Here is a 21,015-nt window from a genome sequence, read left to right on the forward strand (position 1 = left end):
GTAGTTGTTACAACAAAAGATTTTTGACTCGCGAGGTGGCTGGGCAATAACGCCTCAAGCTTTGTTGCAAAACCGACCAGACACAGGTCTTTCCAAGTTCCGAACGGGTGGTCTCCTTCGGGCTTATGCAGTCGCTTGGAAAGATTCCTTAGAGATTGAATTTTAATAAGACATCAGAGATTTTAGCGCTAATTCCCGTCATGCGAAGAGAGTTTGCTGACATGGTTTCGGATTGTTCTGAGAGGATTTGCGAGCCATTAGAAATATTAATTGTCATATTTGATAGTTCAAATGTGGCTCTTTTTTGTTCTTCTGTTGATTGTTGGATTGATTCTACTAACGAAGTAATTTCTTCAATTTCCTCATAAATCTGATCTGTTTTTGTCTTTTGATCTTGGATGAGAGGAACAATTTCTTTCGCCTTTTCAAAAATAACAGAAACTTCTTTGATGATCTCTCGAAGTAAGTCGATGAGATTCGTGACTTGGGTTCCTCCGTTTTGAATGGAGTCTAATGCTTCTTCTGATAGAGTGTTGATCTGTGAAACGGATTCTGCTGCTTGGGAAGCAAGTTTTGAAATTTCTTCTGCTACTACGGCAAACCCCCGTCCAGATTCTCCTGCCCGAGCTGCTTCAATGGCTGCGTTTAATGCAAGTAGACTAGTTTTCTCTGAAATATTAGAAATGACTTCAGAAAATTCAGTAATGGCAAGCGACTTCTCTTGGATTTCTTCAATGGCTTTAGAAGTGAGCCCTGCCATATTTCTTCCTTCTTCTGCTTTCCTGTTGGCAAGGACGGCAATTTGTCCAAAGGATTCCACTTCTACTGTGATATTTTGAACCAAGGTTTGGATGGCTTGTAATGAAATATGAATGGATTTAGAATTATCTACCGCTTGCACTACATTGGAATTGATGGTTTCTGAAGAGGCATTGAGTTCTTCCACCGTGGCACTGGCCTCTTCTGAGGAAGCCGCTTGGCTCTGGGCTAAATCAGAAAGTTCGATGATGGTGTTTTCCATAAACCTAGAAGTTTCTTTGAGTTCGGATCCTGAAGTTTGAGCCACACTTAAAATATGGCGAATGCTTTCAATCATCGCCACTACTGCTTCTACTAAATTCCCAATTTCATCTTTATGATTGTCACTGATTTCTTTTGAGAGATTTCCACTGGCTGCATCTTTGGTGAATGCAATCAAAGTTTGTAATCTACTATCTACAAGTTTACGAAAGATAATGACATTGGCTAATGTAGAGAACAAAATCCCTGTAATCCCAAGGCCTAAGGCAATCCAAAAGATAAACTGGATTTCATTAGTAATCTTACTTTGTGGATAAGAAACTCGAAGTGTCCAAGGCGCAGTATTTTCGACAAGTTGAATGGGTAAACTTACATGGAAGTAGTCGGAATCGGAATAATTTTGTCTTTGGTTCGTAGACATAGCTAAGTTTACATAAATATCTTCTTTGTCTTTCCATTGTACATCTGTAGTATCAGGATGAAGGCCATTGAATAATACATAACCATTACTTGCTACGAGAGTAATTTTTACTGTGCCTTCTAAAATTTTTAAGTTCTGAAGGTAAGTGCGGATGGTTTCTAAGGAAAGGTCAGCACCAGCAATCCCTACAAAGGTTTGGTTTCGGAGAACCGGATACACAAGAGAAATCATTGTGACATCTTTACCATCTACTTTGTAATCAAAAGGAGGAATGAGTTCCACTTTTTTGTTTTTTTTAGGAAGTTGGTAAAAATCGGATTCAGGAAGATCAGACCCAACTACAGGTTCAATGATGATTTTTCCATTGGATTTTACAGAATAGGGGATTAGTCTTCCTGTTTTGTCGTGAAAATTCGCATTACGATAGTTAGAGTCTTTCCCGTCAAAAGCATTCGGTTCAAATACAACATAAGTCCCTAAGATAGACTCGTTTGAAGCCGTCATCAAATTTAAAATTCGAAAAATACGATCTCGATCGAGTAGGTTTGGTTCTTGTAAAATCTGTTTGAGAAGGTAAGCTTCGTTTAAAGGACCTGAAAGATAATCACCAACATCGAGAGAAATTTTGTCTGCAAGGACAGAGATATTCTCTAATGCATTTTCTTTTGCATTTTTATATATGACATAAGAGATAAGAGTGAGTATAACTCCTAATGAAAACAGTGTAATGACTGATGTACCTAAAGCTAACTTCTGTTTGATGTTCATTCTTTTGGATATTCTTTCCTAAGTGAATTGTTACCATAAGGAGGTTAGGTGTTTTCTCAACACATTTCCTAAATGATTTTGAGTTTTTCCGGATATTGGCTGAGGCCGAGTAAATTCCCATCCGTATCTAAGAAGTAAACCGTATACTCTGTTTGATTTTGGATTTCTATCTGGTTTAAAAACTGGATCCAGCTAGATTTATCGTTTTCGTTAAAGGAAAATACAAGAGCACGGGGGGAACTTTTTTCTCCTTCTTCTAACATAAGGATGATGGAACCAAACTCGATCCAAATAGAACGCAAAAGCCCAGACGGATAATGGAATTCCCTGGTTTTCTTTGCACCTGGAATTCGTAGATAAAACTCTGCTAAATTGGAAGGGTTCGGAGTACCGATGGCAATGTGATGGATCATTTTTTTCTTTTCAAATCCCTTTCTAAAAAAGAAGTTATCATGAAATCTATGTATCGGAGTTTTTCATGAAAAAATCCCTCATTCTGGCGCTCGCTCTCGGGCTTTTCTTGGCTAATTGTAAATCCAAAGTGTATACCCAAGAAGAGTGTGAGTCTGCTCTCGCTAGCACATTCACTCAAATTGAAGAGGAAGCTAAAAAGAATCCAGCAGCAGCACCAGTTCTCGCAGGATTGCAACAAGGTAAACAAAAAATGATCGATCAGTGTATGGAAGGAAAATTTGATCCAAACTGTTTGAAAAATGCTCCAGGTTTTGCTGGCATTATGGGTTGTGTAAAAAAATAATTTTACAAATTCTACCGGGGATTCCCATTCCCGGTTTTTGTCTCACCTTCTAAACTTTCAAATCCCCCAGGTTCCTTGTAACATCCATGAGTCCGGTAGGGTCCATCTTCAAAAAAACGAATTTCTTGTGCGTATCTTTTCCCTTCCCATAAACATCTTTTGCAAATGAAAGGTCGAATGGCCCAGTCTTCACATTCTTCCGGTCGGAAGGTGGGGAAAACTCGGAGTAAGGGTTTGGAAATTTCCTCTTTTGAGTCTGCCCAAAGGACAAATCCAAAAACTAGAAATACTCCCAAAATCAAAGTTAGTTTCATTCAATAAAACTATCGGGATTTCTCGGCAATTTCAGGATGGGTTTAGTGAAAGAAAATACGAGTACAGAATGGAAAGGGGTGGTGCTTGTTCTTATCGGAGCACTTCTATTTAGCGCGAAAGCCGTGATTGTTAAGTTGACGTATCGTTATGAAATTTCACCGATTGGATCCCTTTTCTTTCGAATGGTCTTTGCTTTTCCTTTTTTGGCTTGGATGGCTTGGAAAGCAGAAAGAGAAGAAGGGAGAACCTCTCTGACCAAAAAAGATGTGATGAATCTCTTCTTTATGGGAGTGGTTGGCTATTATTTAGCCAGTCTTTTTGATTTTTTAGGACTCAAATACATCAGTGCTGGTCTCGAACGAATCATTCTTTTTATTTATCCTACTCTTGTTGTTTTATTATCATTTTTATTCTTAAAGAAAAAAATTCATAAAAGAGAAGTGTTTTCTCTGATTCTTACGTACACTGGAGTTTTTTTAGCCTATGGGCAGGATGTTCAATTCGGTTCTGCGAAAGATGTAAGTTTGGGTGCTTTTTTTATTTTGCTTTCTGCTCTTACTTATGCGATTTATTTGATGGGCAGTGGTTCCATCATTCCTAAGTTAGGTGCAAGAAAGTTTACAGCTTGGGCACTCATCATTTCTTCTTTTGTCGTGTTTCTTCATTTTGCTATTTTTGGATCTTACAAAGAACTCATCCAACCGTTTTCATTTTATGCACTTGCTTTTGTCATGGGTACTGTGAATACAGTAGTGCCAGCAGTTTTTGTTTCTGAAGGGATTAAACGAGTTGGTAGTAAAACAGCTGCTATCGTTGGCTCAGTTGGACCGATGTCGACTCTTTTCCTTGCGTATTGGTTACTGGATGAACCAATTACTATGTTACATAGCATTGGTACTTTATTCGTACTTACTGGTGTTTTTTGGATTAGTACGGCAAAAAAAGCAAAAGAAGTGTCTGTTTGAGAGAGAATTTTTCTTTCCAATTGTTACGACCAGTAGAGAATTAATGAACTATATGAACTTACGAAATCTGCTACTTCTCCTCGTATTTGTCACAACAGTATCCCAATCGGAGCTGTATGCGCAATTTACTTGTGAAGGATCGGCCTGTGGTTTTTTACCGCCAACGCTGACAGAAGCTGGGAATGGTTCCCTTAAAAAATTTGAAACTGGTTATTTAAATGAAGTACTCAAAACCAATTTAGAAGCGGGTTTTCTCGCTAATATAGGTGCAAGTAATATTGGTACAGGAACTGTAAGACGGATTCAATTTGGCGTCAGTGCCTCTGCTGCCGGATATAAAAAAGATGACATCCAAATTCAAGATTCTTATATCAAATATCCAAAACTTCCAAACGTGGGGGGAGCTGTCATTCCTTCCTTTCATTTGGATTTGAATCCAGGTTGGTTACTAGGTACAGAAGAAGGTGGCTACATTCGTAGAATTGGAATTTTCCTACATGGTATGAATGTTGCTGTGACAGAAGACCAAATTCAGTCAGCTTCTAATAATAAAAATTATGAAGGCCGTATCGCCGTACGCTCGTATGGTGGGATGCTTCGTTACCAACTGGTAGAAAAAGAAGGTTTTTTAATGAACCTCATCACTTGGAATGGAATCAATGTTGGTGTGGGTCATCATGTAATGGAACAAAATATGAGCCTCAGTTACTTGGAAGGGAAGGCGGCTCAAATTGAATTCCAAGGTGTGAAAGGAAAGTGGGGTGGAGATACCAACTTTGTTTTCAATACAAAAGTCCAAACTACAAATGTAGATTTACGTACGGGTCTTGGTGTATTCTGGATCGCGAACGTCATTGTGGGTGGAGGTTATAGTTGGAATTCGGGAAGTAATTCCGCTTCTCTTTCTAGACGAGGCCCTTTTCTCATCACTCTTAACGATTCACTACCTATGGAAATTCCTCGTGAGTACCAAGCAGCTCTTGATAAGGAACTTCTTGCCCAAAATCCAAATGCCACTCTGGGATTTCGTGCTTCCGGTGAATCCAACTCCAAACGTGGAATTGGCTACGGCATTGTAGGATTAGAACTAGATCTTTTCCTCGTGAAAGTCATTGCAGAAGGTTTATATGGTGGCAAAGATCTCTACTCTGCAAATCTAGGAGTGAAATTATCCTTTTAGGAAAACTTCCGGGAAATCCATAAAACCTTGCCATAGGGATCGCGAAATTTACCTTAAGTCTTAGGTCTAAGTTTCAATGAATTTATACAAACGCTACTCCCGGGCTTTCTTTTTCGCTTCTCAAGTTTTCTCTTTGGGGATTGTGGTTCCGATTGGAATTGCTCTAATTTTGTTCTATGTCGACCTGAGTCCCTTACAAGTAAAAACCTTCATCGGTTCTACAATCGCAGCGGCTCTAGTCAGTTTATTACTTCCTGCCTTCATTTTCCCTAAGAGGCTTAAGGAAATTAAGCAAGGGTTAGTGGATCTTGAGTCCCAAACAGAAAAGAGCACACAAACTTATGTGAACGTTTGGAACCTAATTGCAAGAACACCTGTGACTGGTGCTTTGGTCGGTGCGTCCCAATGGATTTTAGCCCTTCCTATTGTTGTTGGTCCTATGCTTTATCTTCCGGAAACCAGCAAATCGGATTCGTTTTATATTGTTTGTGTATTGTTTTTAACTGCCATTCTCAATGTTATCTTTTCCTTTATTCTTTTAGAAAGAGCTTCTCATTTAGTATTAGAAGATGATAGTTTCCAGGTAACATTTAAAGAACAGATTTCTCCTTATTACCGAAACCTAAGGAATACAGTTCCTATTATGTTTTCTCTTATGGTTATGGTCCTTGCCATTTTTGTTCTGATTTATGCATTCAATGTCAATGCAAAGACTTTAGAAAAAGCTTTTTCGAATCAGTTGTACAACTTCAATCAAAGTAACGAAGCTGGAATCCATGTTTATTTTGAGTCGGTGGAAAGTAATTTAAAGGAATTAGTTGCTTTGCCTGTGGTAAAAACAGCACTCGAAACCAAAAATTATAAATTAGCAGAACCGGTTTTAGCAAAGGTTACTGGAGATTCAAGGCTTCTTTTAGAAAATACTTTCCTTGCTTCTTTCGATGAAGGAACCCCCATTGTTGCCGCAGGACTTCCCAATGGAGCAAGTGTTGGTTATAAATTAGGGTCCAATCCTGAGGTTCTTGAAAATATCAATGCTGCAAAAGAAGGTAAACTCCATGTAGGAGTTGCTGTAAAATCTCCGATTAACGGAGATATTGTGATTATGGTCACAAGCCCAGTTAAAAATGCCAATGGAGCTGTGATTGGTATGGCCGGGATGCCCTTTCTCGTCGGTAAAGCCATGGAGTCCTTTCTAAAGAAGGTTAAAATTGGAACCACAGGGTATTCCTTTTTATTAGATAAAGAATCTAAGATGGTCTATCATCCAAATCCTAAGTATCTAATGCATAGTTTTAAAAATTCTGAATTTGAGACTTTGGCAAAAGAAGCTGGCGAAACAGATTCCTTTAGAAATCCTTGGGAAGGTTCTACTTTTTTACTGCGAAGAAAGGTGAGTGAAAAATACGGCCTACAGTTCTTTTCTACAATTGATATCAAAGAAATTGAAGTAGAGAGCCTAACGGCACTTAGGGGACTTACTGTGATTAACATTGCTGGTGCTATCTTTATTGCGATCTCCATTTATCTTTTCTTCAGTGCTAGGTTTAAACCTATGAAAACGATTGGTAAGATTTTACATAATATTGAAGTGGGAGACCTTCGCCATAATGTACAAATGGAATCTTCTGATGAATTCGCAAGACTTGCTCGTGGACTGAATGCTACCTTGAGACAAATTTCTGAAGTTGTGGGATCCAACCAAGTTTTTTCGGAAGACCTTGCCTCTTCCGCAGAAGAAATGTCAGCATCACTCAATATGTTGTCATCTAATGCACAAACACAGGCTGCTTCTGCCGAAGAGATATCTGCCTCAATTGAAGAAATCTCTGCCGCAGTCCAAAACGTGGATGCACAGGCCGAAGATCAGTTCCGCAAAGTGGACTTCCTAAAATTAAAAATGGCAGAACTTTCCAATTTGATTGAAGCTACTGGACGACAAGTGGGTAAGGCATCTCAAGATGTAACCCTCATTTCAGAAGAAGCTAGATCTGGTCAGACTTCTTTGGATTCGATGAGAAATTCCATCACCAAAATCAGTAACAGTTCGGAAGAAATTGGTAGTGTGATCGAAATCATTAACAATATTTCGGAACAAATCAACTTACTTGCATTAAACGCTGCAATTGAGGCCGCACGTGCTGGTGTGTATGGGCGTGGGTTTGCGGTTGTAGCAGATGAGATTGGAAAACTCGCAGAAAAAACCGCTTTTTCCATCAAAGACATTGGAGAGCTCATCCAGGCCAATGAAAAAGAAATTGAAAGTGGAAGAGAGAATATCGAAACCACAATTTCTCTCATCCAAAGAATCATCCAAGGTGTGAGTTCGTTCAATGAAATGACTGATTCCATCGAAGCGAGTACCAAAGAACAGCTCATCATCAACCAAAAGGTCGGGGAAGAGGTGGATAAGGTGAACCAAATCAGTCAGTCCATCCGACTTTCGATGGAAGAACAAAAAAACGCGATTGGAGAAGTGGCTCAGGCCATTTTCAGCATCAACGATTTGACCCAAGGAACAGCCGCAGGCTTAGAAGAGATGACTGCTACGTCCAACGGGATCGCAAATTTGGCAGAAACGCTTAAAAAGAAGATCAATTTCTTTAAAATCTCCTAGAATTTAGGAAATTTGCTTGCCGGAGTCTACATATCAAGATTTCTTGATATGTAGATATCTTGGATATGGCAACAGAAACCCTTTCCCAATCTAGGCCTTCCGGCCACCTCCTTGCCGCCACCAAAGCGATTTCCGATGAAACTCGGATTCGGATCCTTCATATCCTGAGTTTTGGGGCTTTTTCTGTGAATGAGGTGGTGGAAATTTTGGGTATGGGCCAGTCGAGGATTTCTCGGCATTTAAAGATTCTCACGGAAGCCGGCCTGATTGGATCTCGAAGGGAAGGAAGTTTGGTTTATAGTTTTCTTCCGGAAGAGGAAGATACAGACTTAAAGTTTCCTCTAGAGCTCACCAAACTATTGTTATCATATAAAGAAGATCTCCCCTCTAGAGAAAGGGACCAAAAGATGGTGCATCAAATTCTGGAAACCAGGGAAAAGAAATCAAAATCCTTTTTTGATGGGATTGCGGGGAGTTGGGAAAAATTACAGGAAGAGACCTTACATCCTAAACTTTACCGGTCTTGGATTTTACAAGAACTCCCGAATTGTGAAAATGTTTTGGATTTAGGCTGTGGGCCTGGTGGGCTCATCCCTTTTCTCTTAAACAAGGCCAAACATGTTACAGGAGTTGATAATTCCTCAAAAATGATTGAGAACGCATCTTCTCATTATGGAAAAAACCCAAGTGTTAGCCTCATCCAAACACCAATGGAACATTTGCCGCTAGCAACTAATTCTTGTGATGCGGTTGTGGCATCTATGGTAATGCATCATATCTCTCATCCACCAACAGTACTGGAAGAAGTGGCACGGGTATTAAAACCTGGTGGGGTTTTATGTATTGTTGATTTAGGAAAACACAACGCGGAGTTTATGCGTGATAATTTTGCAGACCTTTGGCTTGGATTTGAACCCGAGTTATTTGAGTCTTGGTTGTCCAATGCAGGTTTTTGCGTAGGATCTATGAATGAGATCCAAACAGAATCAAGTTTTAAAATTTTAACGATCAAAGCAACAAAGGAAGAAGGAGGACACTATGTCCACAGCAACTGAAACAAAATCGGAAAGATTGCCATTTAAAGTGAAGGATATCTCTCTTGCAGAATGGGGAAGAGAAGAGATCATTTTGGCAGAAAAAGAAATGCCGGGCCTTATGGCTCTTCGTAAAGAATTCGGAACTTCTAAGCCACTCAAAGGTGCTAGAATTTGCGGATCTCTTCACATGACAATCCAAACAGCGGTTCTAATTGAAACCTTGGCTGCATTAGGTGCTGACATTCGTTGGTCCTCTTGTAACATTTTTTCAACACAAGACCATGCGGCGGCGGCCATTGCAAAAGCAGGAATTCCTGTATTTGCTTGGAAAGGTGAAACAGAAGAAGAGTATTGGTGGTGTATTGAACAAACACTATTTTTTGACGGTGGAAAAGGACCAAACATGATCCTTGATGATGGTCATGATCTAACTCACTACATTCACGAAAAATACCCACAACTGCTTGTGGACATCAAAGGTGTTTCTGAAGAAACAACTACAGGTGTAATCGCTCTTCATAAAAAATTAAAAGCGGGAACTTTGAAAATCCCTGCAATCAATGTAAACGACTCAGTTACAAAATCTAAGTTTGATAACCTTTATGGTTGTCGCGAGTCTCTTGCAGACGGAATCAAACGTGCCACTGACGTGATGCTTGCTGGTAAAGTGGCTCTTGTTTGCGGATACGGAGACGTAGGAAAAGGTTCTGCTGCCTCTCTTCGTAATTTTGGTGCACGAGTGATTGTCACTGAAATCGATCCAATTTGTGCTCTCCAAGCTGTGATGGAAGGTTACCAAGTTCTTAGAGTGGAAGACGTGATTGAAAATGCAGACATCATTGTGACTGCAACAGGAAATGACGACATCATCTCTCTTGAACATATGAAGGCGATGAAAGACGGTGCCATCCTTTGTAATATTGGTCACTTTGATACAGAAATTCAAATGTCTCGTTTGAACTCTGAAAAAGGTGTCACTAAAAAAGAAATCAAACCACAAGTGGACAAATATACTTTCCCTAATGGAAGATCCATCATCGTTCTTGCAGAAGGTCGATTGGTTAACCTCGGTTGTGCGACTGGTCACCCATCGTTTGTCATGTCTAGTTCTTTCACAAACCAAGTTTTGGCTCAGATCGAACTTTATACTACAAAGTATGAGTTGGGTGTTTACAGACTTCCAAAACATTTGGATGAAAAAGTGGCAGCACTTCATTTGGAGCAGTTAGGAGTTCGTTTGACAACGCTTACTCAAAAACAAGCTGATTATATCAGTGTTCCACTCGAAGGTCCGTACAAACCAGACCACTACCGATACTAAAAAAATCGCCCTTTTTGGAAAAACCCAAGAAGGGCAATGGAGTTTCTCATGGCTTATGTTGTAACTGAAATTTGCGTTGATTGTAAATACACAAGTTGTGCAGCAGTTTGTCCGGTGGAAGCTTTTCATGAAGCTCCGGACACTTTGTACATCGATCCAGATACTTGTATTGATTGTAATGCTTGTCAATATGAATGCCCGATTGATGCGATTTTTCCTGACTATGACGTTCCGGAAAAACACAAACCTTCAATTGAGATTAACGCAAAAGAAGCAACCAAATACCCTGTCATTGTCACTACGAAACCACCTCTGAAAGGTGCGAAGTGTTCTGACTCGAGTAAATAAATAACTTTTAGGGTATGTGGAAATGACCATATACCCTTTGACTTTATACTGATATAATATATGAAATTTGAATATACCAATCCTTCTTCAAAAGCTCTTTTAAAATTAATGAACGAGAGAATCCTCGTTCTGGATGGTGCTATGGGTACCATGATCCAAAGACATTCTTTGGAAGAGGACGATTTCAGAGGAGATCGTTTTAAGGATTGGCCACTTTCCATCAAAGGAAATAACGACGTGTTGGCGATCACTCGTCCAGACATCATTGAATCCGTCCACTTGGAATACTTGGAAGCCGGTGCAGACATCATAGAAACAAACACCTTTAGTTCGAATGTTGTTTCCCAAGCAGATTATAAAATGGAGTCAGCGGTTCGTGATCTAAATCTTGCTGCTGTGGCTTGCGCCAAAAATGCAGTAACCAAATTTAAAGAAAAAACGGGAAAAACGGATGTATTCATTGCGGGTTCCATTGGCCCAACAGTCAAAACCGCCTCTCTTTCTCCTGACGTAAACAATCCGGCTTTTCGTGCAGTCACCTTTGATGAGTTAGTGGATTGTTTTTATGAACAAGTTTCGGCCCTTCTGGATGGAGGAGTGGATTTACTTTTACCAGAAACCAATATTGATACTTTGAATTTGAAAGCATGTATCTATGCGATTGAAAAAGTATTCGAAGAACGTAAAATTCGCATTCCTGTGATTCTTTCTGTAACCATTACAGATGCCTCTGGAAGAACTTTATCTGGTCAAACAGGGGAAGCCTTTTATGTTTCGATCAAACACGCCAAAGCACTTGCCGTTGGCATCAACTGTGCGTTAGGTGCAGGTGAGATGCGCCCTTATATCGAGGAACTTTCCCGAGTGGCGGATTGTTACGTATCTTGTTATCCGAATGCAGGACTACCGAATGCATTTGGTGGGTATGACCAAACACCAGAAGAGTTTGGTGGTTGGATGAAAAATTTTGCGGAATCAGGATTTCTCAATATTGTGGGTGGGTGTTGTGGGACCACTCCTGCTCATATCAGAGCTGCCAAAGAAGCAGTATCATCGATTGCCCCACGTCCACTCAAAGAACAACCTCAGCTCAGTACGTTCGCTGGCCTTGAACCACTCAAACTCACCAAAGACCAAGGATTTATCAATGTGGGGGAAAGAAATAACGTCACAGGATCCCCTAAATTCAAAAAACTCATCTTAGATGGAAACTTTGAAGAAGCGGTGCAGGTGGCTCTCCAACAAGTCCAAGCTGGTGCCAATATCATTGATATCAATTTTGATGAAGCCCTCCTTGACGGCGAAGCATCCATGACTAAGTTTTTAAACTTAATTGCTGGAGAACCTGACATTGCACGGGTTCCCTTTATGGTGGATTCTTCTAAGTGGTCAGTTTTACTTGCTGGTTTAAAATGCATCCAGGGAAAACCGATTGTTAACTCGATTTCTCTCAAAGAAGGAGAAGAAATATTTTTAGATCACGCCCGCACCATACAAAGATTTGGTGCCGCTGCCATAGTAATGGCTTTTGATGAACAAGGCCAGGCGGCAACGAAAGATGATAAAATTCGTATCTGCAAACGGGCTTATGACCTACTAGTCGAAAAATTAGATTTTGATCCAACTGATATTATCTTTGATCCGAATATCCTGACCGTTGGTACAGGGATTGAAGAACACAATAATTATGCGATGGATTTTATTGAAGCCACTCGTGAAATCAAACGAATTTGTCCTGGTGCTAAAGTCTCTGGGGGATTAAGTAATATTTCTTTTTCTTTTCGAGGGAACAATCCGGTTCGTGAAGCCATGCACTCTGTTTTTTTATACCATGCCATCCAAGCAGGGATGGATATGGCCATTGTCAATGCAGGGATGTTAGAAGTTTACGAACAAATTCCGAAAGATCTTCTTGAACTAGTGGAAGATGTCCTTCTCAACCGTCGTCCTGATGCTACAGAACGTTTGATCGATGCGGCTGCCAGTTTCCACGGTGAGGCGAAAGTCCAAAAGAAAGATGATGCCTGGAGGAGTGGGTCTGTAGAAGAACGCCTAACACACGCTCTTGTGAAAGGGATTGATGAATTTGTCACTCAAGATACAGAAGAAGCCCGGACTAGTTTTGCAAGACCCCTAGAAGTGATCGAAGGTCCACTCATGAATGGAATGAAGGTGGTAGGGGAACTATTTGGAGCTGGAAAGATGTTCCTTCCCCAAGTCGTAAAAAGTGCAAGGGTGATGAAAAAGGCCGTGGCTTATTTACTTCCCTTTATGGAAGAAGAGAAACGTAATCAAAAAGATGAAAGTAAACAGGCTAAATTCCTCATTGCAACGGTAAAAGGCGATGTCCATGATATTGGGAAAAATATTGTGGGAGTAGTTCTTGCATGTAATAACTATGAGGTGATTGACCTTGGGGTCATGGTCCCTTGTGAGAAGATTTTAGAAACTGCTAAAAAAGAAAATGTCGCAGCCATTGGTCTGTCGGGGTTAATCACACCTTCTCTCGATGAAATGGTTTATGTGGCCAAAGAAATGGAACGCCAAGGATTCCAAGTTCCACTTCTCATTGGTGGTGCTACTACTTCTCCAGCACATACAGCGGTGAAAATTGCCGAACAGTATTCGAAACCAGTCCTTCATGTGATGGACGCTTCTCGTGTTGTGAATGTGATGAATAGTGCCTTAAATCCGCAAACTGCCGTGGACTATGCTAAATCGATTGTGGAAGAACAGTCTAGAATTCGTGAAGAGTTTTATTCCAGAGAAAATGAAAGGAATATCCTCCCGATAAAAGATGCGATCAAAAATAAATTCCATGCTGATTGGGATTCTTATACTCCGCCAAAACCAAGTTTTACGGGGGTTAGAAAAATTGAAGACGTAACCTTGAAGGATTTACTTCCCTATATCGATTGGTCCCCATTCTTTTTGGCTTGGGAACTAAAAGGTCGATTCCCTCAAATTTTAAAAGATCCAGTCATCGGAAAGGAAGCCACTTCTCTTTATAATGATGCACAAATCATTCTCAAAGAGATGTTGGAAAATCCCACTCTCAAACCTAGAGCCGTTGTGGGGATGTTCCCAGCTGTTTCTCATGGAGAAGTAGTGGAAATCTTTGAAGACGAAACCAAAACAAAATCTTTGGGAACTTATCCTATGTTACGCCAGCAAACTGTCAAAATGACAAACCAACCAAACTATAGTTTGGCGGATTTTATTGCACCTCAAGATAAAAAGAAAGATGACTATATTGGGTATTTCGCAGTCACCGCGGGACATGGAATCGAAGAATTGGCTAGGACTTATGAGGCCAAACAAGACGATTACAATGCCATTTTGGTCAAAGCCCTTGCTGATAGATTTGCGGAAGCCTTTGCGGAATATATGCACCATAGAACCAGAGAAGACTGGGGATTTGGAAAGGATGAAAATCTAACCAAAGAAGATCTGATTCGTGAAAAATACCGGGGAATCCGGCCCGCTCCTGGTTATCCTGCTTGTCCAGACCATACGGAAAAAAAGAAAATTTGGAAACTCCTGGATGTAGAAAAAAACGCAGGGATCCAACTCACGGAATCCTGTGCGATGTGGCCGGCTAGTAGTGTGAGTGGGTATTATTTTTCCCATCCGGAAGCTCGGTATTTTGCGATTGGGAAAATCAACGAAGACCAAGTGGTGAATTATACAAAGGATAAGGAAATGGAAATTTCTGAAGTAGAACGTTGGTTGTCACCAATTCTGAACTATGATCCATCTCGTAAGTCTAAATCTTAAAAGAGTAAATTACATCTTTTAGGGGGACCAAGTGGGTTTTATCAAAAATGACCATAATCATGGGTGGAAATCTGTCGCCAAAGGAACGCTTGGTGGTGGATTTCCTTTTCATTCCAAACTGGCTACTTGGTTACAGGAATATACAAACATTCCCAAAGAAACGGAACTCGAAATTTTAGAAGTGAGTTGTGGTGAGGTGAGTTGTCCCACAGAAGAAACTTTAATTGTTTGGGATAAACAGGAATTTCGCATCTCTCGTAAAAAAGAAATGATTTCTAAAATGGATGTGGATTTATCTTGGAAGCGGTTTGTGAGTAAAACATAATCCAAAATTCTCCTCAAAGGGTGGTGGCGTATGTATCGGCTCCAGATTCTGTTTTATTTTCTCACCATTTTTTCTTTTGCGATCATTCCACAATCGATTGATGCAAAAAATTGCCTTATACGCGAAGACAAATCCTTTTGTGAAGGAGACCAGGTTCTTTTTCCTTTTCCAAAATCAGAAAAACAATACTTTGGGATCATTGAAAAGGTAGATCCAGAAGTTCAAAACGGAAGTCACAAAGGGATGAGGTGGATTCGTCTGGATGACGGTTCCCTCCTAACAGATAATAGGGGTTATCATCATTATTTCCATCTTGCTGATTTAAAAGAATGTTCCGTATTTTCAGGTCAGAAAGTTTGTGTCGGCCAAATAGTTCCTGTAATGGGATACTCCGGGAATGGTGGTAGCTTCGGTTATATGACAGTCGTTGCCATTGCTCCAGCAATGTTTGGAACTGGTTACGAAATGTACGGACCAACGAAAGAAAGAAATGGCAATACCGTGTTGGTTCAAGCAAATGAAATTCCAATAGTAACTGGGAAAGTTCCAGGATTCCCAGAAATTCAATTTGGCCATCCTTTCCCCAATGCTTATGGGAAGAAAGAAAGAGTGATTTTATACGATACGGAAGATAAGAATTATGCTCTGGAGTCCGAAGGAGAAAACCATTTAGTTTGGTATGACGAAAGTGAATTAAGGATTCGATATAACCAGATCACAGAGTATCCAATTGAGTGGGAAGGAAGGCTTGAAGAAATCGTAGATTGTTATTCAGATTCTTGTGCTAAGGACAGACTAAGTTGGCGGGCTAATCTGTATTTAACTTCAGAATGCGAAAATAGAGTTTTTGGTTATCAAAAATCTTCAACTCGAGGTACTACTTTTGAAATCGTGAACTTTGTATCTAGTTTTGAGTATCTTAAATACATTGGTTCCCATCATATGGGTGGAGATGTATTTTGGCCCATTCCCAGGAAAAAGGTCAAAGCCTTCGTGAAAGCAAAAACAGTTTGCGTTTCTAAAGAAACTAAAAAATAAAAAGGAACCGATATTGCCCGCACAAGGGATCGTAGTGGAAATCCTTTCCCGTGGTAATAATAATAGGGATATAAAATCGTTGTGGAAAGATTGTAGCGGAGAGCCCGGTCGGTTTTATACCAAGTGATCATACTGTACTAAGTTCGATGTGCCCAAGGAAAAACAAATCAATGGAAAATCAATTTCAGTTTTTAAGAAACAATCCAAAGTATATTTTTTTAATCGATGGACTTGGTGCCATCCTTTCGGCTGTATTATTGTCTTTGGTTCTTCCTCTTTTCATCGACTCACTAGGGATGCCTTTGGAAACACTTTATATTCTATCTATTTTGCCCGTATTCTATTCCGTATATTCTTTGTTATGTTATTTTTTAAATCCCACACAGTGGAAGTTTTATTTGCGGATCATTGCTTTTGCCAATTTTTTATATTGTATCGTTACAATGGTTTATTTGATTTTGAATTTAGAACAAACTACGATTTGGGGTGAATTGTATTTTGTTTTAGAAATGATAGTAGTCGTTAGTTTGGCTAGTATGGAATGGAAGTTGGCTAATTAGAGTGAGCAGTTACGGGCATATAGTATTTTAGACCCAAGTTTCCTTGTATCTCTGGGGCCCAAAGATCATCTAAAGTTCGACCAGCTTCCCTCGCATTGATCGGAACCCGTACCATACCCTCAAAGGTTAAGTTACTATTGGAAATACTGATTCCAGGTGTAACGTAAACTTGTCGTCCCACAAAATTTGTCCTAGATGGTTCTTGGGCACGGATGGAGGAGTTTAGTCGGTTATTGATATCGCTATCAAAACGATGTAATTCTGAAAGTTGTAGAAAAAGTTCCCAACGAGAGTTCTTGATAAAAGAAAACAAATTTCGATTGAGTCTGTATTTGATTCGTACTTTAGACTCTGCTATATCTACATAGCCAGAAGCGCCTTGGTTCATGGACATTCCCATACTGAGGCCAAGGTCGAAGGTAAAACCATTGCGGTAGTATACATAAGTGACATTGGGTTGGTAAGAGAGTAGGGCTGAGTTCATCCTTTCTGGTCGGACATCAAAATTCCCTTCTGGATTTCGGTAAGGGTTAGTTGTCGCAAAAGGAATGACTGGTGAAAAAATCTGAATCCCCGCAATGGGGTCATCTGATTTGGGAAGTTTGCCGTCATATCCGAGTTCGAGTTCTTTTGGGAATCGGAAGGGGATTAGAATCGCCAAATTTCCGTTATGTGATCCTCCCACTTGGAATAAAGAAGCTCTTGGGTCGGAAAAGGAATAACTGGAAAAAAAAGGCAAACCTTGTGCTAAAAGAGTTAGGCTTGTCATAGAGACAAGAAAGGTAATGATAACTGTCTTTTTAAGCATCTAAAAGCATTTCTGCCTGCTTTTCCTTAGTTTGGCAATGAAATTTGCTTTCCTCCCTCTCTTTTTTTGTTATAAGTTTTATCAATGAATGAAAATGATACCAAGGTTGAACAATTTGGTCCTTGTACCATCCCAAACCCAGCAGGGTATGACTACTGGACGGAAGACAATTCCGTCGTTCTTTTCCAAACGATATTTTCCGGTCCCGAAGACGCTAAAAAAACCGTAGAAACTAGCCCCGTATTCTTTGAACAAGCTGGCCCGAAAGAAAAGATCTACTTTCGCCCCGAAGAAGTCACGGCGGGAATCGTCACTTGCGGGGGACTTTGCCCAGGAATCAATGACGTGATCCGTGCTCTGGTGATGGAGCTACATTACCGGTACAAAGTGCCCCGAATTTTGGGATTTCCTTTTGGGTATGAAGGTTTAGTGAAAAAATTCGGTCATCGGCCTGTGGAACTCACCCCGGATAAAGTGGCCCATATCATGAACTTCGGTGGTTCCATTTTAGGATCTTCTCGAGGGAACCAAAACATTGGAGATATGGTGGATACACTCTTTCTCTATGGGGTGAAGATGTTATTTTGTATTGGGGGTGATGGAACCCTTCGCGGTGCCGAGGCTATCCAAGAAGAAGTTCGCAAACGGAAAGAAGACATCGCCATTGTTGGGATCCCTAAAACCATTGATAATGATATTAACTATGTCCAAAAAACTTTTGGATTCTCGACTGCTTTTAGTAAGGCGGTCGAAGCAGTGAATTGTGCTCATGAAGAAGCAAATGGTGCACCCAATGGAATTGGTCTTGTGAAATTAATGGGAAGGCATTCTGGTTTCATTGCTGTGAACTCAGCATTAGCTTCCAAAAACGTAAACTTTGTCCTCATTCCAGAACTTGATTTTGATTTAGAAGGAGAGGGGGCTTTTCTTCCTGTCCTCAAAGAACGAGTACAAAAAAGAGGGCACGCTGTTGTGATTTTGGCAGAAGGTGCAGGTCAAAAGTTTTTTGAAGACAAAGGGGAAAAAGACCAGTCGGGTAACAAGAAGTTGGCGGACATTGGTATCTTTATCAAAGATAAAATTACGGAATACTTCAAAAAAGAAGGGGTCACACTGAATTTAAAATACATTGATCCCAGTTATATCATTCGGTCCGTTCCTGCCAATGCCGAAGACTCTGTGTTCTGTGGTTTTCTTGCTCAGAATGCAGTACACGCTGCTTTTGCGGGTCGGACAGGCTGTGTGGTAGGGATTTGGAACAATGTTTTTACGGTGATGCCAATCTCACTTGCCATTGCGGAAAGGAAGGTGTTACGTCCAGAAAGGAGTACTTTGTGGCGGGCTCTCCTTGCGTCCACCGGACAACCCAATGTGATGAAGGCGAAGGGCTGATCTTTTAGATCAGCTGTTCTCTACTTTTTTCTGAAACTTAAGGATGTTATCTCGGATTTCTTCCTCTTTTTTATGGAGTTCTTTTAAGAACTCCGTATCCAAAATCATCTCTGGTTTTTTGATGAACTTACTTTCGTCATAGTTATCAATTTCATACAAGAGATCTTCGATATTGGATTCTACTTTGACAAGACTTTGGATGGATTCGACAACCTTTTTGTTCACAAAAAGAATTTCTTTGAATCGTAAAATATAATGTTGGAACCTGTTATCGCGAATCATGGCTTGGCGTTGCATTTCACGCACCACTTCGCGTTCCTTTAAAACTTCTTTTTTTTCAACAAGGATTTGATTTTTAAAAATTCGAATTAGATTTTCTGTTTCTAACTTATAGTTTTCAAAACTGCTATTGTGATTGTTTTGTAGGTCTTCCATTTGTTTACGAAATTCTTTTTCTCGTAAACGATCTTGTTCTTTGCGTAATTTGTCAGATGTTTGTAGCGCGTTTTTGACACGTGTTTCGATAACAGCATCTAACATGGCTTTGTGCAGTTTGTCCAACCGAAAGAACACTGCAATGGCATATAGAATGCGTCTCATAAAAACTCCTTATTATTAGTTTAGACGAATAATAAAGAGAGAAAGATCATCATGCGGTTCTGCTTCTCCCACAAATTCACTGACTTTTTGTAAAATGGCTTGCCTGATCACTTCTGGTGGGTCGTTGATATGAGATAAAATTACAGATTCCAATCTTTCTTCTGAAAAAAGTTCTTCTTTTAAATTCATGGCTTCTGTTACACCATCAGTGTACAATACTAACAAATCACCGGGTAAATAACTGACAGTATGTTCTGAGAATTCACAATTACCAATTCCCATGGGTTGGCCTTTCCCAGAAAGGTGTTGGATTTTATGATGTTTTTTGCGATAGATGATTTGTAAATTATGACCGGCAGAAGAATAAGTTAGTTCTTTTTTAGTCATATTAATTCGCACAAGCATTGCTGTGACAAACATAAGAAATCCAGATTTATCTTGTAAAATCTGATTGGCATTGAAGAGGGCTTCGCTAGTGGAAGTGGTTTTTGAAACTTCTTGTTGTAAAACCGTTTTGGAAAACTCCATAAAGAGTGCAGCAGGAGTTCCTTTTCCGGATACATCAGCAATGATGACAGAAACTTCGTCTTTCCCATGAACTACCATATCATAGAAGTCACCACCGATTTCACGTGATGCTTGGTAATAGGTATCAAACTCTAAGAGTGAGTATTGTTTTGGAATGATGGGAAGTGAATGTTTTTGGATCATTGCCGCAACTTGCATATCGCGGTCTATGTTTTTTAATCGTTCACTTTGGATCTTCACTTGTAAAGCGGTATAAGCTTCCCCGACTTGGTTGGTCAGAGTTCGTAAGATCCGAATGTCCATCTCATCAAACCGAGTTCTGGATGTTTTATCGGAAACAACAAGAGAACCTAACCATTCTTTGTTTTTTAAGATAGGGAAAAGAATCATACTGTGTTGGAAAAGGCCTTTGTGGGTGAGTTGGATTCCTTGAGGAGAATTTGCGGTAATGATTTTGAACCCTTTAAACATCCAATCGGCTTTGTCAGCAAAGAGTAAAACCTCCACATCTTCATCGTGGATTTGATCAGAAAAACCTTTCGATTTGGATCTAGGGAGTCCTTTCTTTTCGATTTTTTCAAAGTTAAGAGAGACACGATCTACTTGTAAAACTTCGGAAATGGTTTTGACTGCCAGATCCATAAACTCATCTGAACTTTGGATATTGGCAAGGGCTTGCGAAATTTGAAAAAGTCCATTCAACTCATTGGCTCGTAGGTTCAGACTATCGATAAGAAGACGATTTTTGACGGCAATGGCGGCTAAGTTGGAAAGGTATTTTAGAATTTTGATATCGTTATTGTTAAACTCACGATTGTCGAGGGAATTTACTGCTTCGAGTACACCTTGTACTTCCCCTTGAGCAATCATGGGAACACAAATGAGATTTCTAGTGACATACCCAACTTTTTGGTCAATGGCCTTAAATATCCTTGGGTCATTGGCCGCATCATTCACAATTTCTGGTTTCAAAGTTTCTAAAACCATCCCTGCAATCCCTTTCCCTCTAGGTACTGTTAGGTGAGCTAGAGATTCTTCTTTTAAACCACTAGTGGTGTTGAAGACTAACTGATCATTTTCTTTATCATAAAGCAGAAGTGAAGAACCTTCTGTTTGTAAAACGTCACGGGTGATCCCCATAATTTCACTAAGGAGTGTATCCAAATCTTCATGCGAATTGATCCGGCTAGTAATGTCTGAAATCAGACCTAATGTCAATAGTTTAGTAGGCATCCGAA

The 21,015-nt window shown here is 40.0% G+C and carries 18 protein-coding genes; 12 read left to right on the forward strand and 6 right to left on the reverse strand.

The genetic code is table 11. The features are described from left to right. Window positions 1-148: 148 nt before the first annotated feature. Together CH361_RS16660 and CH361_RS16665 are read right to left on the reverse strand one after the other, a co-directional pair. Complete coding sequence (locus CH361_RS16660; RefSeq protein ID WP_100791950.1) at window positions 149-2,209, reverse strand: methyl-accepting chemotaxis protein; 2,061 nt, start codon at window positions 2,207-2,209, stop codon at window positions 149-151. Between the two features lie 68 nt (window positions 2,210-2,277). Beyond that, window positions 2,278-2,622: a VOC family protein gene (locus CH361_RS16665; protein WP_100791951.1), complete on the reverse strand. Its 345-nt coding sequence runs from the start codon at window positions 2,620-2,622 to the stop codon at window positions 2,278-2,280. Window positions 2,623-2,687: 65 nt separating this feature from the next. On the opposite strand from CH361_RS16665, the gene CH361_RS16670 reads away from it, so the two are divergent. Continuing rightward, the gene (locus CH361_RS16670) at window positions 2,688-2,966 is read left to right on the forward strand and encodes a TIGR04454 family lipoprotein (RefSeq protein ID WP_002975661.1); all 279 of its coding nucleotides are present in this window, start codon (window positions 2,688-2,690) and stop codon (window positions 2,964-2,966) included. 11 nt (window positions 2,967-2,977) lie between these two features. On the opposite strand, the gene CH361_RS16675 is transcribed toward CH361_RS16670, so the two are convergent. Continuing rightward, a complete protein-coding gene (locus CH361_RS16675; protein WP_100791952.1) occupies window positions 2,978-3,280 on the reverse strand; it encodes a hypothetical protein in 303 nt (100 codons plus the stop codon). 45 nt (window positions 3,281-3,325) lie between these two features. Between CH361_RS16675 and CH361_RS16680 the strand changes: the two genes are divergently transcribed. The 10 genes from CH361_RS16680 to CH361_RS16725 all read left to right on the forward strand — a co-directional run bounded on the left by CH361_RS16680 (window position 3,326) and on the right by CH361_RS16725 (window position 16,449). Then, a complete protein-coding gene (locus CH361_RS16680; protein WP_100792000.1) occupies window positions 3,326-4,246 on the forward strand; it encodes a DMT family transporter in 921 nt (306 codons plus the stop codon). 52 nt (window positions 4,247-4,298) lie between these two features. After that, a complete protein-coding gene (locus CH361_RS16685) occupies window positions 4,299-5,426 on the forward strand; it encodes an Lsa36 family surface (lipo)protein (protein WP_100792001.1) in 1,128 nt (375 codons plus the stop codon). A gap of 76 nt (window positions 5,427-5,502) precedes the next feature. Next, window positions 5,503-8,043 (forward strand): methyl-accepting chemotaxis protein, encoded by a 2,541-nt coding sequence (locus CH361_RS16690; RefSeq protein ID WP_100791953.1) that lies wholly within the window; start codon window positions 5,503-5,505, stop codon window positions 8,041-8,043. 65 nt (window positions 8,044-8,108) lie between these two features. Continuing rightward, window positions 8,109-9,098 (forward strand): ArsR/SmtB family transcription factor, encoded by a 990-nt coding sequence (locus tag CH361_RS16695; RefSeq protein WP_100791954.1) that lies wholly within the window; start codon window positions 8,109-8,111, stop codon window positions 9,096-9,098. Further along, entirely contained in the window at window positions 9,082-10,401 is a 1,320-nt protein-coding gene (ahcY, locus tag CH361_RS16700) for an adenosylhomocysteinase (RefSeq protein ID WP_100791955.1), read from the forward strand. Before CH361_RS16695 ends, ahcY begins: the two co-directional genes overlap by 17 nt. Before the next feature lie 48 nt (window positions 10,402-10,449). Beyond that, on the forward strand, window positions 10,450-10,749 hold the full coding sequence (locus tag CH361_RS16705; RefSeq protein ID WP_100792002.1) for a ferredoxin family protein: 300 nt from the start codon (window positions 10,450-10,452) through the stop codon (window positions 10,747-10,749). A gap of 60 nt (window positions 10,750-10,809) precedes the next feature. Continuing rightward, the gene (gene metH, locus CH361_RS16710) at window positions 10,810-14,526 is read left to right on the forward strand and encodes a methionine synthase (protein ID WP_100791956.1); all 3,717 of its coding nucleotides are present in this window, start codon (window positions 10,810-10,812) and stop codon (window positions 14,524-14,526) included. Between the two features lie 31 nt (window positions 14,527-14,557). Continuing rightward, window positions 14,558-14,851 carry a hypothetical protein gene (locus CH361_RS16715; RefSeq protein ID WP_100791957.1) on the forward strand — a complete coding sequence of 98 codons (294 nt, stop codon included), beginning with the start codon at window positions 14,558-14,560 and terminating at the stop codon, window positions 14,849-14,851. A 30-nt stretch (window positions 14,852-14,881) separates the two neighbouring features. Next, window positions 14,882-15,889 carry a hypothetical protein gene (locus CH361_RS16720; RefSeq protein ID WP_100791958.1) on the forward strand — a complete coding sequence of 336 codons (1,008 nt, stop codon included), beginning with the start codon at window positions 14,882-14,884 and terminating at the stop codon, window positions 15,887-15,889. 170 nt (window positions 15,890-16,059) lie between these two features. Next, entirely contained in the window at window positions 16,060-16,449 is a 390-nt protein-coding gene (locus CH361_RS16725) for a hypothetical protein (protein WP_100791959.1), read from the forward strand. Here CH361_RS16725 and CH361_RS16730 read toward each other — a convergent pair. After that, window positions 16,442-17,257, reverse strand: a complete 816-nt coding sequence (locus CH361_RS16730; protein ID WP_100791960.1) for a hypothetical protein — start codon at window positions 17,255-17,257, stop codon at window positions 16,442-16,444. The genes CH361_RS16725 and CH361_RS16730 overlap by 8 nt on opposite strands. A gap of 84 nt (window positions 17,258-17,341) precedes the next feature. Here CH361_RS16730 and CH361_RS16735 point away from each other — a divergent pair, with 84 nt between their 5' ends. Then, complete coding sequence (locus tag CH361_RS16735; protein ID WP_100791961.1) at window positions 17,342-18,649, forward strand: ATP-dependent 6-phosphofructokinase; 1,308 nt, start codon at window positions 17,342-17,344, stop codon at window positions 18,647-18,649. A gap of 9 nt (window positions 18,650-18,658) precedes the next feature. Here the strand turns inward: CH361_RS16735 and CH361_RS16740 are convergent, their stop codons facing one another. Both CH361_RS16740 and CH361_RS16745 read right to left on the reverse strand, forming a co-directional pair. Beyond that, the gene (locus tag CH361_RS16740) at window positions 18,659-19,249 is read right to left on the reverse strand and encodes a hypothetical protein (RefSeq protein ID WP_100791962.1); all 591 of its coding nucleotides are present in this window, start codon (window positions 19,247-19,249) and stop codon (window positions 18,659-18,661) included. A 15-nt stretch (window positions 19,250-19,264) separates the two neighbouring features. Beyond that, a complete protein-coding gene (locus CH361_RS16745; protein WP_100791963.1) occupies window positions 19,265-21,010 on the reverse strand; it encodes a SpoIIE family protein phosphatase in 1,746 nt (581 codons plus the stop codon). Window positions 21,011-21,015: the final 5 nt, after the last annotated feature.

Source organism: Leptospira brenneri (assembly GCF_002812125.1).
Lineage (GTDB): Bacteria > Spirochaetota > Leptospiria > Leptospirales > Leptospiraceae > Leptospira_A > Leptospira_A brenneri.